The organism is Aliikangiella coralliicola, assembly GCF_007004725.1.
GTDB lineage: Bacteria > Pseudomonadota > Gammaproteobacteria > Enterobacterales > Kangiellaceae > Aliikangiella > Aliikangiella coralliicola.
The window spans coordinates 367,023-386,295 of the sequence record NZ_ML660165.1; the positions used below are offsets into that span (position 1 = coordinate 367,023).

Genomic DNA, 19,273 nt, shown 5'->3' on the forward strand with positions numbered 1-19,273 from the left:
ACCTTTTATGGATGGAAGCCTGCCGTAGCACAAATACCGCAAGGAGGAATAGCGTCACCTAGCCTAGCAAAACCATTTTCGCCTTTACGAACTAAATAAGCAGCAGTCCATCGAATATGTTTAACACGCGATCCAGACCTAGTTAAATTACCAGCCGCCCTCCACTCAGCACACCTACCCACGGTATTTCTGGTTCCGCAAGCATTTCGTTGCCCAATAGATAATCCAAACTTGCGCCCATGTGCCTGTAATCTTGCATTAGGTTTGGCGGGGCCATTTGTTGCGGCAGTACCACGTCCTCGTTTGATATCATAAGCTCCAGTAATAACAACAATTCTCCAAGGTTTAGCCCTGCGCTGCAATCTAGAATTAGGAATAGTCAGCACTTTCAACCTTATTTTAGCCTCGGCTTCAGCTCTTGCTTTAAGGTAATTACACTGTCTTTTCTTTTTACATGCCTTACTTAACAGTTTCAGCAATTTCCCTGCCGTCGCACCTGCAACAGCAGATAGAAATGCCAAACCAACGTCTTTAGCAGTTACTTCCCCTTCACCTGCTGCGGCACTTTCCAAAACATTATAGGTCGAAGTAGCAACTGAATAAATCGTAGCTGCTGTGTTTATAGCAGACAGCGCTTGTCCCAAGCTAAAGTTCCCAGTCGGGTCAATATTATTAACCGGGTCCACATTCGCATACAAATACTTGTGCAGCGTAATCGGGTCGAAATTTCTACCCATCCACGTATCTTGCTGAGTAAACCTCCCGACTCCCTGACTGTAATATCTCGCCCTCAAATAATACTGATTCAACGTTTCATCAAACTGCTCGCCGGTATACCGATAAGCATTCTCCGTATTCCCCGTTTGATTCAGCAGCTCACCAAACGCCTCATAATCATAACTGTCTGTGACCACGCCCTGACTATCAGTCAGATTTCTGGTAGAGCCTAAGCCATCATAAAGATAAAAATAAGTCTCGCCCGCTAACGTCTGACTAATCAAATCATCACCATACACATAACGCTTGGTGACTGAATCACTTGAGTCAATCTCAGCAATCACTTGCGCATACTGTTGATTGTTATCGACTAAATACTGAGTCGTCTCGAAGTTCACCGTCTGGCTCATTCGAATCCCATCAACATTGTATTGATAACTGGCGGTGGCTGAGCCATCACTAAACGACGTTAGTTTGTTCTGCGCATTGTAAGTGAAGGTTTTGGTGGTAGTGCCATTGCCCTCGGTTAGCGTATTACCATTCTCATCGTAACTGTAAGTCACGCTGCCATTGGTTAACACGCGGTCATTATTATCAAAGGTGAATGTCTTTCTTGTACCATCGATCGTTTCTGCTAATCGATTCCCCACCTTGTCATACTCAAAGGTTGCTACGCGATTACCATTGACCGAATCGGTGATGGTTTCGCCCGTTAATCTGTACAGACTATCAAAGGTGTAAGCCATGCTACGACCATTGGACTCATCAATCTTGGTACGTCTACCGGTGGCATGTAAGGTGTAATCAAACTGCTTAATCAAGGCCCCGGTGCCATCGTAATGTTGAACCCGAGTGAGGCGATTAAGATTGTCGTACGCATAGGTTTGACTCGAACCATTTTGATAAGACACACTGGTTCTGTTGCCAACAGAATCATAACCATAAGTCGTGATGTTTCCTTCGCTATCCGTGAGCGAAGCCAATCGATTCAGCTCGTCATAGCTCAGAGTTTCGGTTTCAATATCACCATTAGCATAAGTGACTTTTAACTGCGTCTTATTACCATTGAGGTCATACCCATACTCCAGCTTATCGCCATTGGGCTTAGTCTCACTTGACAGACGATTCATCACATCATAGGTATAAGTCCAAGTCCCCAACGAACTCGTGGCAGTCAGTCGGTTACCACTCAGGTCATAGGTAAAACTTTCCACTGAATCGTCTTTGGCATAAGTTATCGAAGTCACTCGGTTGTTGGTATCATACACATAAGTTGATAACTCACCGTTAAAGTCCGTGTGCGTGAGCATATTGCCAACCGAGTCATACGTGAAAGACTCCACCTGTCCAAGTGGTAAGGTACGCGTTAATACTCTTCCCAACGCATCATAGCTCCAACTTGTAGTGCGCCCTTCTGCATCCGTTTGAGTCAGCTTGTTACCAGCCTCATCATAAGTGAAACTGGTGACATTACCTTCCACATCCGTCACTGATAACAATCGACCCAAAGCATCATAAGCATAATTCGTGACAACACCCGCCTGGTCAGTCATTGAGGTTTTTCTGGCCAACGCATCGAAGCCGTCTGACATCGTTGAAGTATTCGCAAAGGTCGTTTGCGTTTTTCTGTCTAAACTATCATAGGTGTAACTTGTGATACGATTCAGCGCATCCGTTTCACTGGTTAAGTTTCCATTAGCATCATAAGCAAATTGATGAATATTATTCAGTGCATTGGTCGTCTTAATTCTTCGACCGGCTAAATCATAATCATGCTCCGTTCGATTCCCTTTGGCATCAATTTCCGCCGTCACCTGACCCACCGCATCATACTCGGTTTGAGTGATTGAACCATCGGCATAAGTCGTTTTGAACAAACGATTCAAGCCGTCATACTCAAAGCTGGTCACACGCCCTAACCGGTCTGTCTCAGTTAACAGGTTACCTTCTTTGTCATAGGTTTTGGTTGTTTTACTACCATCGGCAAATCGAGTTTCAGTCAAACGACCAAACGCATCATAATCATATTCCGTACGACGATTTAAACTATCCACCGTCGCTTTTTGATTGCCCACCAAGTCATATTCAACTGTTGAAATATTCCCCAACGCATCGGTGGTTTTAATCACTCGATTGCGTTTGTCATACTCATAAGTCGTCGTTTCATTGACAACACTTTCATCCGCCAGCGTTCGAGAACGGGTTTCCGTTAATACGTTGTTATTATCATCATAGGTAAATGTTGTCACCTCACCAAGCGGGTTGGTTTCAGTCAGCTTATTGCCTTCATCGTCATAGGTGTAGGTAGTTTCATTACCTAGCGCATCAGTGACCTTGGCGGGTAAACCTTGCGCATTAATATCACTCCCCGTCACATTATCCTGTGGATCTTTTATCGATAATAAATTCCCCACCGCATCGTAAGTGTTAGTAAACACATGACCGGACTCATCACTCACTGTTAACTCTTGACCGCGTGAGTTATAAGTAAAGCTCACAGTTTCATCTAGCGCATTGGTCTGGGTGAGTTGATCATCATTGTCGTTATAGGTCGCGGTGCTCTTACGACCTAATGGATCCGTTTGGGATAACTGGTTTCCGTTGGTGTCAAAGGTGAAAGTTGTTACACCACTTAACGCATCAACCTGGCTGGTCACATTACCTTCATCATCGTAATAAAGAACTGTAGTACGGCCCAAACGATCTGTGACAACAGACTGTCTGCCAGCCAGGTCATGATCAAATGAAGTTCTGTTACCGTCAGAGTCTTCCTGTGCAATCAGTCGACCATCATCGTTGTAAATGTTTTTAACGACTTTTCTGCCAAGCAGATCGGTAATATCGAGTAAACCGTGCGAATTGTTATAGGTAAAGTTCGTGGTGCTACCCAGCTCATCGGTAACCGACTTCAGGTTTCCGGTTGCGCTGTAGTCGTATTGAATAACATGACCATTGGGATCTGTAATTGATTTGATTCGACCGTTTGCATCACGATTAAACGTGACACTTTTTCCGCTCGAATGGACAATGCCCGAGTCGCTATAAGTTAGTGTATTACCATTTGGATCAGTAACGGTTTCAATACCGAAGTATTGATCCAGTTTATAAACAAAACCTGTTCGAGTGGTCAACTGATATGATTTCGCATCAACCGCCGCAGTTTCGATAATATCTAACGCCAGGTTGCCGCCGTCGACATTAGTAAGATAGAGACTTTGACCATCTAAGCTCACAAGCTCAGAATCAGTACCATCTTTCGCCTCAAACTCCAGGTTAATATACCGACCTCCTAACAGAGTGCAATCAGGATGAGAAAGACTAACTAAGCCACCACTGACTGGTCGACCTTTGGCAACAAAAGTTTCTACATCACCGTCAGGTAAAGTAACAGTGACGAGCTTTTCACTGAATGAGGATGTACAACTACTCGGCAAACTGACCGATTGTCCGTCAATATTAAATAAAGAATTCGAAGCATATTGGCGCCAACCTCTTGTGGGCTGACTCGACTCCTGAATTTTAACGTCTTGATAACCCACACTCCAGCCATAACCAAAATCAAGCGCCTTTGATTTTTGTCGACTATCATAAGTACGCGTAACCCTGATCGGAATACCCGCCAATGGAATAGACTTGTCTTCAAACGTGATGCTGAAGTTGCCGACCTTAAGATCGCCCGTCACCCTTAAAGTCACTGAATTAGTTGTCCATTGACCGTTAAGATCTTCTGCTTGAATTAGTATGTGATATAAACCATTCAACAGCACAGATGGATCAAACTCTGCGACTGGAGCCTCAGTAATATTGTTACTGCCCGAAGCTAAGATTGTGGCATTTTCAAAATTTAACGACTCCCCTGCCTCAAACAACGCGACAAAATAGTTCGCCAAATTATCATCCTGAATACTTGCTACAATTTCTGTCAAACTGGTAATTTCAGCGTGCGAACCAGGTGAATGGATAGTTACGATTGGTGGTGTAGTATCATCAGCGTCACCAACAGTAAAAAAGTAATTCTCTTCCACTGTTTGATTACCATCATTCGCAGATACCACCACATCATAACGGCCTTTTGCAGTAGGTGTAAAAATTGCAACATCATCAATTATCGATTGAGAGACTCCGTCAACCGTAACTTCAATTTGCTTATCGCCGCTACCACCACTCGCGGTAACATGAATTGAAACAGGCTGATCGATTAACGCGACTTTTGGAGTCACACTAACATCAATGTTTAATGGGAGGGGTTCGTCGTAGACAGTAATATTATAACTTTGTGCGACTTGATAAGTACTATCGTCAACCTGAAGTGTGACGGAGTGCTCTCCGACTTGTAGTAAACCTGGCGTCCAGGTGACCAATCCATTAACGTCAACAGACAAATTATCTGGACCGCTAACAACATGGTAACTCAATAAATCTCCATCTTCATCAGGCGCATTAATTTGATAAGTGTAAACTTGATCAACAACACCAACAAAAGATGGCTCACTCGTTATTACTGGCGCATGATTTTGTTCATGCTGATTAACAAAAATCGAATAGTTTTGAAACGCACTGCCATTCTTACTATCAGCCACTTTAATTGACACAGCTTGTATTCCAGACTCTGCTTCAGATGGCGTCCAGGTAATTACTCCGCTGTTAGATTCTATCTGCATACTTTCAGGAGAATTTAACAGAGTGTAGGTTAATCCACTCCCTTCAGGATCATAAGCCTTTACTTCATATTGATAGAGTTGATCAACCCAGGCCGATAACGGTGGTGTGCTTAACACCACTGGAAGCTGACTATCTCCAACATTTAATTGGTAAGTTTGAGTGGCTGCTCCACCTTTATCATCAAAAACCAAAATATCCACTAAATGTACACCAACAGGTTCGCCAATTAGTGTCCAGGTTATTAGACCTGCAGTATTAATCAGCATTCCTTCAGGCGCAGCTCGTAATTGATAGGTTAGCGGATCGCCATTGATATCCGTAGCCACCACCTGGTATTGGTAAGTACCATTGATGGGAGCGTTAAAATCTGGCACGCTGGTAATTACTGGTCGGTCATTATCAGTGTTGTTACTAACGACAGTGACAGTAACACCAAGCTCGTTACTCAATCCCTCATTATCTCTCGCAACAACAGAAAAATAATGTTCTCCAACTTGCGATGTCATCGGCGTCCAGCTCACTTCGCCAGAGCTTGCATTGACAGTCATTCCCGCAGGCTCATCACGCAATTCATAAACAATTAAGTTATTATCACCATCAGGATCATTGGCGACAATGGTAAAATTGTAGAGCTCACTTTCGATCGCAGTTGCTAAATTTAGTGATTGGATTTCCGGCACTAGACCAGTATTTGCAACTACTGTAATCACAATATTTTGAACCTGTGTTAACCCTCCCGCGTCGGTTACAGTCAAGGTGATATTATGTTGGCCAATATCATCATCAGTCGTACGCCAAACCACCGCTTGATTAGCCTGTTGCACTAACATATGAGACGGTGAATTTTCTAAGGAAATCTGATGAACGTCACCAAAATCATCCTTAATGCCCAATTCATAATGATAAAGATTACCAGCAACAACCGTCTGTGGAGCTAAACTAATTATTTGAGGCGGATGATTGATTCTTTTTACATTCAACGCGTATGTTTGAACGTCTGATAATCCATAGACATCAGAAACTTTTACTGAAACAGGCAATGCGACAATCTGATTGTTAGTCACATCACATTCTAGCAATGTCACAGATTCATCAATAACGACAAAAAGTAATTCCGCACTTTCTAAAACAATATTTTCAACCGATACATTAATACTCGCGCTTTTAGCTAACCCATTGATTATTGATTCACCGAGTAAAATACCGCCGTTAGACGGATTACCTTGATAAAACTTAACAGAAAAATCAGTAAGCACGGATAATTGACCACGGTTTAATATAGTCACCGCGAGTGTCTGGTTATCTTCATCGTAAACAACACCATGTGCAGTAATGTCTGGAAGTAACTCGCTACTTTTTGCATTAACATTAAAGCCTTCTGTTAACCAAAAATTAACCTCGTTAACAATTTGGCCCTGATTGTCTGTTGCCGATGGATAAAAGCGACTTTGGTTCCAAGTACTAATCACGCTTCCCCAGCTTTCAGAGCCGCTATCGTACATAGCGACACCGCTGTACCCGGTAACAAGAATTTCGACACTGTCGTCACCATCCAAATCGGCAACAATAGGATGTTCCATAATAGTGCCGCTATTGTGGCTGTTATCTTGATAGAGAATAGTGCCTGTTAAGCTGTCAATAATATAAAAAGCAATTTCGTCCGTGAAGATAATCTCTAAAACACCGTCATGATTTAAATCAAATGCAGTTGCACCAACCGAGCTCGAGGATGAGTCATCCATATCAACTTGCCACAAAATTTGCCCGTTGCTATCCAGCAAAGTCGCTTTACTGCGTGCAACAACAAAAGCTTCATCGAAACCATCGTTATCAAAATCAACAATAACAGGTGTTCCACCACCGCCGACGTTAGTCACATCAAAAATGTCGAGCGCAACTGGCCCCCAAACGACTGTTCCATCGTGTTCAATCAGTGATGCATGATGTCCACTAACAACAATAATTTCTGGGTAATCATCGATATCAAAATTTCCTACACCAAACGCAGCACCAGATTTCAATAGAGATAAGTGACGGTTATTCCAAAGCTCATCGCCTTGTTGATTATATGCGTGAAATCCAGTGAGAATTTCATTGCTACCATCAAGATCAAGATCAATAATTAAGCCTTGCTGACCTAAAATCCCCTGAGTATCAACATTAATATCAGGCTCGGCTTCTAAGATTAAATTACCTTGACTGTTGAAGACTTTATCTCCAACGAGAATTTCAATAACACCATTTTTATCCAAGTCACCAAATACTATATCTGTTGCATCATGAACAGCAACATCATGATTTATCCATTTTAATGTACCGTCATTTTCGAGCGCGATTAACTTAAAATATATCCCTTCTTTGGCGACAGTAATAATTTCTAATAACCCATCATTGTCAATATCAGCGGCGGCAACAGAGGCCCTTAAACTGAAATTATCCATACCTAGATCACCAGGTTTAATTTCTGGCCACACCAAATCTCCATTATCAGTACGCATGGCAATTAATGACACATTATTGGCAACCAATGTAACTGGAATGTCTTTTGTATCTATAAGATTATCATTGTTTGTATCAATTAACGGGACAGCAATAGGTGGGGTTAACGTGGTAAATACACGTCGCCAAGCTTGCTGAACTTCAATTTTATCGAATGCCTTTGGTTCTGCATAACAGCTATTGTTTTCAACAGTCAGCGGCTGTAAATATTTATCTTCGGACAACCAGGTTATATCGCCGCTTTCAGGATTAATTGTCATATTCTCCGGCGAAAAGTCTAGCTCGTAATTTAACAAGTCCTGGTTTGGATCGGTCGCCTCAACATCATAATGATAAACACCATTTTGTAGAGCATTGTTAACTGATGTTGACTGTATTTCTGGTGAGAGATTTTCTTCTGCAGCAGTAACATTAATTACAAACGGCTGTTCATCAAACGCTCCTTTTACATCGATTACCTTAACAGTGACCGAATGTGAACCAACTAATGAATTATCCGCAACCCAACTAATCAATCCAGTTTCCGAATTAATCAACATCCCATCTGGTAGACTAGTGAGCACATATTCCAAGGACTCTGCTTCATCATCCGTTGCTGTTACTTGATAACTATAAAGTTTATCAACATTTGCTAGCTCAACCGGTGCACTCGTTATTTGCGGCGATTGATTTTCACCTAATTCAACGTTAATACTAAACGATTGTTGCGTGATAGCGCCTCTCACATCTTCAACTGAAACTGCCACTGAAGCAGAGCCAGTTTGAGTGTAGCTTGGTACCCAGTAAACCAGTCCTGAGACAGCACTTACAGACATTCCCGCTGGACCATCAATCAGTCGATATATCAAAGAATCATTATCTAAATCATTTGCTGTAATAGTGTATGTATACGCCTCATTCACAACCCCAGTGAGGATCGGAGAACTGGTTATAACCGGTGCTCTATTCGGTTGTTGACCAACGGTTAAAACATACTCTTGAATATCACTGGCACCTAGACTGTCTTCAACTTGCAATTTAACAAAATGAACACCGATGTCGTCGGCTGTAGGTGACCAACTCACTCCGCCACCCACTACGCTTATTGTCATCCCACTCGGGCCGTCAATAAGTTGATAGGTTAACGGGTCTCCATCTGTATCATATGCAACGATTGAATAGTTATACTGGAAATCTTGTGTCGCCACGGTAATAGGGAAGGATGTTATTTTCGGTGCATCATTCACGGCGCCAACGAGTAGATTAACAGTCACAATATTTGAATCAGCCGCACCATCATTTACGATGAAAGTAAAAGTGTCGCTGCCATTAAAATTTGCCAACGGCGAATAAACCAGGTTGGGCGCATCACCACTCAAAACGCCTTGTGTCGGCAGAGTAACTATCGAGTAGGAAAGCGCATCGCCATCCACATCACTACCTGTCAAAGTGATCGCTAAAGTCCCATCCTCTTCAACCGTCAAAGATTGTGCGACAGCAATTGGCAGATCATTTACCGCATTCACTTGTAACTGCACAGTAACAGTCACTGAATCAACAACACCGTCATTAGTTTTAAAAGTAAAACTATCACTTCCGTTAAAATTCCCGTTGGGCGTGTAAATCAAATTTGGCGCAGTTCCGGTTAACACGCCGTTAGCTGGTTGTGTTTCAACAACAAAGCTAAGACTGTCACCATTAGGATCGCTGCCGCTCAGTGTCACAGCGATTGCATTGTCTTCATCCGTTGCTAGCGATTGAGGGTTTGCGATTGGGGGCTGATTAATTGCGTTAACCAAAATACTCACGGTGGCAATATTGGAATCCAGCGCACTATCATTGGCTTTAAAAGTAAAACTGTCAGTGCCTGAAAAATCAGTTTGTGGTGTGTAAGTCCAGTCTTTTCCTGAGCCAGAAAGAACACCACTTTGTGGTTGTGTCACTAACGTGTAAACAATCGTATCGTCATTTGGATCTGACGCGATTAATGTAATTGAAGCTGCCGTATTTTCGTCGGTTTCAACTTGAAGATTTTGCGCAACAGGTGCAAGATTTTCAGATCCAGACGGGATCACTGTGACAGTTAACAGTTTACTGTAATGGCCACAATCTGTTCCTTGCTGATCATTACATGCAACCACCAGGTATTGATACTCGCCAGTCTGCGTCTTATTCATAGACTGTTGCAAAATATCGTTAGATAACGTCGTGTAACTCCAGTCTCCACCATCAAATCGTTCTTTGAAAAGATAACTGGCCGCGCCTTCAACCGGCGTCCAGCTCAACAAATAACTGCCGGTATTGATAGGTTTATCAACACTGAAATTCAACGGTTTGGGCAAGGTTGTATCTTCAGTAAAATCAATCGGAAATTCGAACGCATCACTGATGTATTGATTTTCTGTCGACTGACATTTTACATACCAGGTTTGGTCAACTCGACTATCTGGTGTGAGACTAAATTGATGGGCTGTACCATCTTCGCTAGTAAATACTCTCGACCAATATTCAAACCCATCTGTTTTTTTATTGAGACGACATTCCGCCATTAAATTTGTCGAAACCGCTAACTCAAGCTGAGAAACTGTCTCATCATGGGGGCCGCTACCTGAAACGTAATTAATAATAGGAGGAAAATGCAGCGGATCGGCGCCAACAGACACGATAGCATTATCGCTGAAATGACTACATTGCGTTTTTTGCATATCAGAACAAGCGGCCACTTGATATTCATATCGGCCTAACTCGGTTCGAACCAGGGAAATAGCAGTAACACCTTCAACTAAGTTAACCACCTTCCAAAGTTCGTTATCCTTCTTTTCCATCAGATGATAAACATTAGCGCCACTTACCGGATTCCAGGTGAGTTCAAAAACACCGTCCAGATTCATTTCTGGCGTAGCAGACAGCTGTTCAGGCTTGGAAAGAACTTGTCCGTTAGTAAATCGTATAGGAAAAACCAGGCTCGTTTTGTTGGTGTAACCAGTGGCTGTCGCTTTACAGCGCACATAAACTTCCTTGTCATAGTCACCATAAAGGCTGACCTGATTAGTGTGAGTCAATCCGTCTGTGGATGAAAAGTCATGAGACCAATATTCAAAGATACCTTCGTTAAAACCGCTGTAACGACATTCCGATTCAAGATTGGTGGTGATTGAAAACTCAACTTCTCTGGTACCTGCAGGATAAGGTCCAGAACCGCTCAACGGTTGCATAATCGGGGGAAAATGGCTGGCAAAAGCGCCAACAGAAACAATGGCCTCTTCACTAAATTCACCACAAGAGGTCAAATCCCCGTCTGAGCAGGCGCTCACACGGTATAAATAGCGACCAATTTCAGGTCTTGAGAGAGTGACGCTTAGTTCGTCTGATGGCAAGTCTACTGCATTCCACAAACCATCATCTTTTTGTTCAACTAAATAATAGCTTGTTGCTCCAGTTACGGTTTCCCAAGACAGAGTAAAATCACCGTTCTGTGACAGCGGGCTGTCGGCGATAAGATTCTGAGGTTGGGGAAAACTATCTTCCTTAGTAAATCGAATGGGGAAAATAAAGCTGTTCGGGGTGACTTGACCACTCTCAAGCGACTGACAACGAATAAAGACCTGAGTATCATGATCACCGTACAATTTTTGCTGATTTCGATGAAGCAAGTTGTTACTAGACACGACATTATCAGGCCAGTATTCAAAGATGCTTTTATCACTGGTTTTAACTTTACACACTGACGGAATGTCGGTTGTGAATGAAATTTCAACCTGGCGAGTGCCATCAGGATATGGCCCCGAGCCAGATACATAAGAAATTGTTGGTACAGCTGTCGCCCCACTGTCTCCCCAAACATTTTGCCCTGATAAACTGACTGACAACAGTATAAAGACTAACCAATTTTTCATCTGACCCAAAGCTCCGTAAAAATGTTCCACTGACTTCCCACAACAATCTCGATAAGACTATTTACAACCAATCATCTCATTTCGCGTTAATTTTGATTAACAAAAATCGGACAATGACTAACACAAATCGGACATTATCGAAAAATCAATCAGTTACACGCACAACCAGCGAGCGAATTTACTCAAAACTAAAAACACAGCGGGTTACATCACCGTCATGGGAATTAACAAACCGATTAGAATTGAAGATAAAACGAAGAAAAGTGATTAAATGACAGTAAGTAGAATAAACGCTCTGACGAAAATCCATTTTCTTTATTTATGGCAAACAACTACATCGATAAACAATAAATTTAAACTTAATTCCATAGCTTCAAACAAAACCACCCATAATCTCATTTTGAGATTATTTGGTTTGAGCGCATTTTAAACAGATAGCAACCAAATGACAATGATTAACACGATACAAATTGGCATACCTGTAGACTTTTCAGGCATATTAATTCGTTGAAAACAGTCTGTTTGAAAAAGCAGAAAAACTGACCTAACTAACCTCAGCAGCGTATAAGAAGAGTCATTGAAGGTCAATATTGGTAATCATTAACACCAAAAAACAGGTCTTAAGGATAATTGAGTCACTCAATGTGAAGCCAGTGCAGCGATTTGAGTGGTTAGCAAGGCGAGTTTGTGCAGTAATAGCAAGCTATTAAAAACAAGCTCAACGAAGAAAACCGCTCAAAGCGCTGTATTGGCTGGCTCTTCTTATGCGCAGCTGAGGTTAACTATCAGAGCATGCTTAACCTGAACTTGGACAGTTTAGTTTTTACTGAAAAAACCAACTCGAAACATCGAAAGAAAGCGTTGGGCAGAGGATTTCAAAGGATTCCAATAAATCCCTGCAACGGTATCATGCTCATTGAAATCTCGGCCAACACCGAAATGGATGTTGTTCACTTTATCGGCAGTAATCAGCGTTCCAGCCATTCGATCCCAAATAGCAAGTGCAGAACCCAGGTTGCTATCAAAGTGAGCAGGATTATCACTGTGATGAATTTGATGTTGGGCAGGACTCACAAGCCAATGTTCAACCTTATTTCCCCAACTTAACCAAATGTGAGAATGACGTAAATTCGACCCCATAAAGTTAAAAGCAAAAACAAAAATGTTGGCGCCGGCAAATTCAATCACAGAAAGGGTTGGCCCAAATAGATAGTAGGAAACACCGACCGCCAAGCCCTGAGCCAGAGCTAATCGGCAAGCAAACAGGTAATTTTCAACTGGGTGAGAGCGATAAATAGTAAATGGTGTAAGCACTTTTGCTGAATGGTGGACTTTATGGATTTCCCAGAGAAAAGGAATTTTGTGTAACATCCAATGGAGTATAAACCGAGAAAGATCATCGAGTACAAACAACAGCGAAGTAAAGGAAATCATCACTATTGTTTTAGAGGTTGTTAAAGGAGCTTGAGCCCCCAAAGCCCATTCAAGAACATCCGTAACAGCTAATGCAACCGGCACCATCACTAAGATAATTGGCGCAAGTAAAACCCCCTTAATAATCTTGTTAACCACTAATAAAACGTAGTCTTGTTTTGCAGAAGACGCCAACCAGATCTTTCGTGGAAATAGAAATTTGAAAAAATTAACAAAGGATTTGTTTTTCTTGCTAGCAATAAACACGGGTATCGCCAGGAGCACCGCACCAGCCAGGTAAATTAAATAAATTCGCTGGCTGGCATCAAAAAAATAGCGACTCAAATCGTGCAGACTGTTTGTTAAAGGTTCCAGAAACTCCATCGCTTTATCACTAATGTCGTTATTTAACGACTATTTACCATCGATATTTATAACCAAGAAAAACTTGTCTCGGTTTACTTGGGCGCGCACCAAATGGTCGCCTGCTGATGATTTTGGTTTCATCTGATAAGTTATCGACTTTTAAGTATAGACTACCAAATTTAGTAAAGTCGTATGCCGCTGAAAAATCGACAACCATTAACGAATCAGTGCTGACCCCGGACAAAGCCACATCGGTTCCAGCAGCTTCGAACATGGAATTGGTGTATCGCGCCAATAAGTTAGTTCTCCACTTAGCCGCCTCTAAACCGAAACTTATAGTCAATTGATTTTCAGGTAAATAAGGCACTGGATCACCGGCAGTGACATTGCCCCATAATGCGAAATCAGAGCTAAATGTTTCCTGAAACTCAGCGTTCGTGTAGGTATAAACAACCGAGAAAGGGAAATCGATCGATTTGGTGAGTCCAAAGCGATGTGCAAAACTCGCTTCTAATCCATAAACATCAACTTTACCGGCATTAAACTGTTGATCAATAATGGAAAAACAAGCTGACGAGGTCGACGCAGTGCAACTTTCTGTGAGGTTTTTAAAGTCGCTCATAAACCCAACCAGATCAACCTGTGTGTTCGGACTATGATAGCGATAACCCAATTCCAGATTAATGCTTTCCTCAATATCAATTTCTGGTGCCTGCTTTGGACTGGTAGGAATAAATCCACGATGAACTCCCATGAACAATCCAGATTGACTGTCTAACGAATAAAACACGCTAGCGCCAGGCAACCAAACCGTGGTGCTTTTTTTCAGCCAGTCATTTTCCTGACCCGCCAGGTTGTTTTGATAAAATGAATCGATAAACTCACCACGAATACCAAAAGTGAACTCCCACTCATCAAAATTTAAAGTGTCCTGCAAATAAACAGACCAAACTTCAGAAAGCTCGGTGTTCGCGGTCGTTAATTCAGTGCTATTTCCGGTACTGACTAATTGACCAGACCGCATATCAAAACTGTCTTCGGTGTGGTTACGCTCAATTTCGTCTTCGTGATAACGAATGCCAATTTTCAAATCATGAGAAAGATCTGCCCAATCTAATTTCCAACGCAAATCGGATTGAACTCCCTGCGAATAAAATGAACGGTCATTAGTGCCAATAAGTAATTGCTCAAAAAGTCCTTCACTGTCTTTTTCACCAGTTAAAACCTGATAGTAAATGGCATTGATACCATCTTCAGGTGATTGAAGAATTTCCTGTAAACTTCGTTGTGTTGCAGGATTTCCAGATTGACGGAAGTTATTAATCTTACGCCACGCACGCTCAAAGTTATTGCGATATACACGGGTGGTCAGATCGAAACTTTTTCCTTCCAGGAAATGGTTGAATTGAAATTGTTCATGTTCCCAATCCATTTTACCTAACTGGGTTGCTGCGTAACGCCGATAAGGATTTACTGCAAAATCTGCGTCGGTCAGTCCCAGGTAAGTCTCATCAGAAACTTCATCGGCATAACCAAGCTTAACTTCAAATACCTGATCATAATCTTGACCATTCAGATCGTATCGAACTTTGGTAATAAAATCGTTTTTATCAAATCCGGTGTCAGCGCCATCTGGTAACTCTTTAAAACCATCTGTCTGGGTGTTAAGCCCTTCGAACAAGAATCCTAAATTACCTTTACTTTGCATGACATAGCCATGTGTTTTTCGGTAACCGTCACTGCCAACAGAAAGATCAATCATACCTTCGCTGTAACCAGAAATCTGACGGGTTTGTAAGTTTAATGTTCCAGCAACCGTGTTGGGGCCGTAAAGAATTGCTGATGGGCCTTTAAATACTTCAACTGAAGTCAGGCGGCTAACCATCGGAAAATAATAGGCGGCCGGTGCAGAATAAGGTGCTGGGCCAATTAGAATACCATCTTCTAAAATATTAATTTTTTTACTACGCTCTGGTGTTACACCACGGAAACCAATATTGGGACGCAATCCATAGCCATCTTCTTGACGAATATTAATACCGGGGACTTGTGCTAAAATTCGGTGAATATCATCATATTCAAACTTTTCCAAAGCTTCTTCATCAATGACCGTTGCTGAACCGGCTTCAGTATTTAATTTTTCACGTGCACCAATGATCAACATACGCTGATTGTAGGCATCGTCTTGTTTGTTTGCCTCATCCGCACTTATTTCATTAGTGCTCGTCTCGTTCGTGCTTGTCTTATTCGTGCCGGCGTCACTTTGCTCTTGTGCAACACCGTTGAAGGCTACCGAAAATGCTAGCGTTAGTGCTGACAACTTAAAAGCAACTTTATTCTTGTTTATCATTGTTAATTACAACCCGTCTTCAAATTATCTGTTTTGGTTAAGTTCAGATCTGTTTAACAAAACAGATTTAATTGCGCAGTTTTTTCACCCGGTATCAATAACAAAATAACGAAATTAACCGGTCGATATCCCCTGACTTTGTCATTATTCCTAGAGCTAATCATTATCCCCGGCAGAACTCGCCGGCAACTCTAACGAAAGCTGGTTAATAAAATCTTCTTTTAGTTGATCAGTAATTGCCTTCACTTGTGCGTGAGTGGCCTGCACTTGTGTGGCGTCGCTTTGAATAGTATCGCTTAGGTTTTCCTGGTAGGCATCAACATTCGCAATAGCAGCATCAATGGCACCTAAAATTTCAGTTGCCGTTGTTTGGGCGCCTTCTTCAACTAGAAAATCGTCAAACCCAGTTGTATCTGATGCATTTCCGGTAGCTAATTCTCCGGTAAACAGAGCTTTCAAACTCACCAGGTTGCTGCGAATATTAGCCAAGGATTGATTAGCAAACTGTGACTCAAGATCTTGTGGACAAATATTTTGCTGACAACTATTGTCAGAAATACCTAGCGGAACACCCAGCTTTGCATCTTTGGTGACTGAGTCAACATAAAACATTGCATCGGAAATACGATTCACTGCTTCATGAACATTAGCAAAATCACTACCGGGTTGGCTTGCCGCATTGAGCAATGACTGAGCATACCCACCAGAGCCACTCCAACCATCTAACAGCACTTGAGTATTATCGGCGACATCTTTCGCGACTTCTGTTGCAAACTGACAGCGCCACTCGCGGCGTTGATTATCGGTCAAACTATCCCAACCGGCCGGTGCTGTCGATGCTGTGCAAGAGTGATCGAGAACCGTGTTAAAAAGTAAATATTCGAGCGCATCTAGTCCGCGGCGGGTTACGACACGTTGTTTAATATCGTAGGGAGCACCGTTAATTGTCCCTTCGTTAAAGAAGGTAACATCCTGATCCACCGCGCAGGTGTTAACCACTGGCCATGAATATATTTTATTTCTTAGCGAACTCTGATCGGTTATCAAGGGCCCCAATTGCATCACTTCTATTTTCTGCCATTCGCTCATAGAATCTTTCCATTGATTTTGAGTGAGTAGCTTTTGGTCATCCCGTGCCTGCTCTGTGGCGTTACCTGCGTTAAAGCTTTTTTCCAGGTTGCAATATTGATCGACAGATTGATGTAATTGAGTGGTTAGCGAACCGAAATTTTGGAAGGTTGGTGTAATCACATTGTTAGTCAGGTTGGCAACCAAAGTGCTCTCGTCAAATTCGGTAACAACACCACCACCATTACCACTACCGCCATTAAAACCCGAACCGGCGCTACTGCTTGAACTATCGCTACACGCCGACATATAGAGAACAAGTGAAACAGAAAGAGCAGTTTGCTGTAGTAAAAATCTTTTTTTCATAATTAATCAATTCTCAATAAGTTTGCTCAATGATCCACTCCGTAAACCAAAGACCAACAGACCTTAAACTTCTCACTAAAAAACAACAAAAGGCTAAGCATTGCGGCTTAACCTTTTTTGACCATTTGAACTAGCCGGCTGTAACAAATAACAGCCATAGTCATTTACCAGTTTTCAACATGCTCTTGCTCAAAACTATAAGCAGTTTGCAGTATCGCGCGAGCGGCCAACAAATCAGCTTTGTATTGAGTCAAATCCGCTTCAGGAGCTACAACTGGCGCGTCTTTCAACAAGTTGTGCAACTCAGTGTAATTAGCATCTGATAGTGGAGAAAAGCGGCTAAACTGAAGATTCAACGCAAAACCTTTCATTTCAGACCAGTGCTTGGCAAGGTCGGCGTAATTAAATTCCGCAGTACCTAGTTTATCCAAATCAGCAATAGTGTCATTGATGTAATGAACAACAGTTGCTGAAATTGACTTTTCCCAGTGATCAACAACAATATTACGCTGTTCGACCAAGGCTGCCATTTGTTCAGTAGTTAATTCACTACCGATATTGTCATTGATTATTTTTCGACCACTTAGCAAAGCATTAAACGCGGCACTTGTATAATCAGTAGGATTCGTTAAGGCAGCTGTGCCACGGTCTCGCTTGGCCGCGTTGGTTGAATTGCCAAGATTAACTTCAGACTTCAGGTCAAATACGCTGTCGCCGTTACTGTCATGGCGACCACTACTGTACTCTTCACGACCACCTTTTCCGGCAATTTCATCGTCAGTGTATTCAAGATAATCGCGAGCAGCACCAAAATACCCATAACCTTCGTCCCATTGATGTTCTAGCGACGTATAATCGCTGTCTGTTGCGATATTACTGACCATTAAACCTTTTCCAGCAGTGTCGTTATCAAAGTAATCATCGGCTCCCTGAGAGAATGCGACCGCACCCAATAAGAACTTTTGAATCAATTGTTTTAAATCTCGACCGTCGGTAGTTAAATAAATCGTATTTATTTCATTCCCATTAAAATCTTGTCGGATGTTTCCATCGATGAAAGCTTGTGCATTGTCACCTAACATACCAAAGTAGATTTGAACCAAACCATGCGGTGTGGTCGAGCCTGCAGCTCCCCATCCTTCAAATGCGCCATTATTCCAATCTTTGTGCTGGCCAACGGCATCATTTCCCGCAATTTTACCAATAAGATCTTTTTGCGAACTCGACAGCTGTCGTAGCGTCGTTTGCTCTAATGTGTCAATAAAATCAATGACGAAGGTATCTGCCCTTAAATCATAATCCTGCTCTGAAATCTCGTAGAAAGAATTGAGCTTATCGATAACAGCCTGTCGAGAAGTCAGTTCTCCAGAATTTAAGTCAGCTTGTAGCTCGCTGGAAATATATTGATTCAGCTCAGAAATTAATGCCATTCGAGTGACCTGGCCCGAATAAGAAACTGTCGAGTTTCCATCGGCGTTTTCAAACTTGTAGGTATCTAGTACATCGGTGACATTGATGGTCAACGCTTGAGTGAAGCTTAGGTTTCCGCTATCGGTTACTGTAACTGAAACACTAACTGTTGGCGTTTTCTCGAAATTTAACGAAACTTCGTCTTTTAACTTCAGGCTGGTGCCAGAAATCTCAAAATCTGCATTGGAAGTAGTAAAAGTCGCCGTATCACCAGAATCTGCGTCGGTTGCAGATAAAGTACCAACAACTGCGCCAGCGGCATTTTCTGCAACTGAATTCGCTGATATGGCAATTGCAGTAGGTGCCGTGTTACTTGAACCACCGCCGCCTCCTCCGCCACATGCGCTAATAACCAATAAGCCAGAAGCTGTCGCGAGCGAAAGCGCCAGATTTTTATTCTTGATGTTCATTTTTTTGTCCTGATCGAATATTTAGGCAATTTGGTCAAATGATAATATAAAGGCAAATGCTAATCAATCTCAATATC

The 19,273-nt window shown here is 42.2% G+C and carries 5 protein-coding genes; all 5 read right to left on the bottom strand.

Annotation, left to right across the window (positions count from 1 at the left end; genetic code table 11):
* Positions 1-5: 5 nt before the first annotated feature.
* Complete coding sequence (locus FLL46_RS14885; protein ID WP_142932080.1) at positions 6-11,753, bottom strand: Ig-like domain-containing protein; 11,748 nt, start codon at positions 11,751-11,753, stop codon at positions 6-8.
* Positions 11,754-12,569: 816 nt separating this feature from the next.
* Positions 12,570-13,550, bottom strand: coding sequence for a sterol desaturase family protein (locus tag FLL46_RS14890; protein WP_142932081.1), 981 nt, complete (start codon positions 13,548-13,550; stop codon positions 12,570-12,572).
* Between the two features lie 34 nt (positions 13,551-13,584).
* Entirely contained in the window at positions 13,585-15,882 is a 2,298-nt protein-coding gene (locus FLL46_RS14895; RefSeq protein WP_142932083.1) for a TonB-dependent receptor family protein, read from the bottom strand.
* A 156-nt stretch (positions 15,883-16,038) separates the two neighbouring features.
* Positions 16,039-17,316, bottom strand: a complete 1,278-nt coding sequence (locus tag FLL46_RS14900) for an imelysin family protein (protein ID WP_142932085.1) — start codon at positions 17,314-17,316, stop codon at positions 16,039-16,041.
* A 164-nt stretch (positions 17,317-17,480) separates the two neighbouring features.
* Positions 17,481-19,196 carry a DUF4856 domain-containing protein gene (locus FLL46_RS14905; RefSeq protein WP_142932087.1) on the bottom strand — a complete coding sequence of 572 codons (1,716 nt, stop codon included), beginning with the start codon at positions 19,194-19,196 and terminating at the stop codon, positions 17,481-17,483.
* Positions 19,197-19,273: the final 77 nt, after the last annotated feature.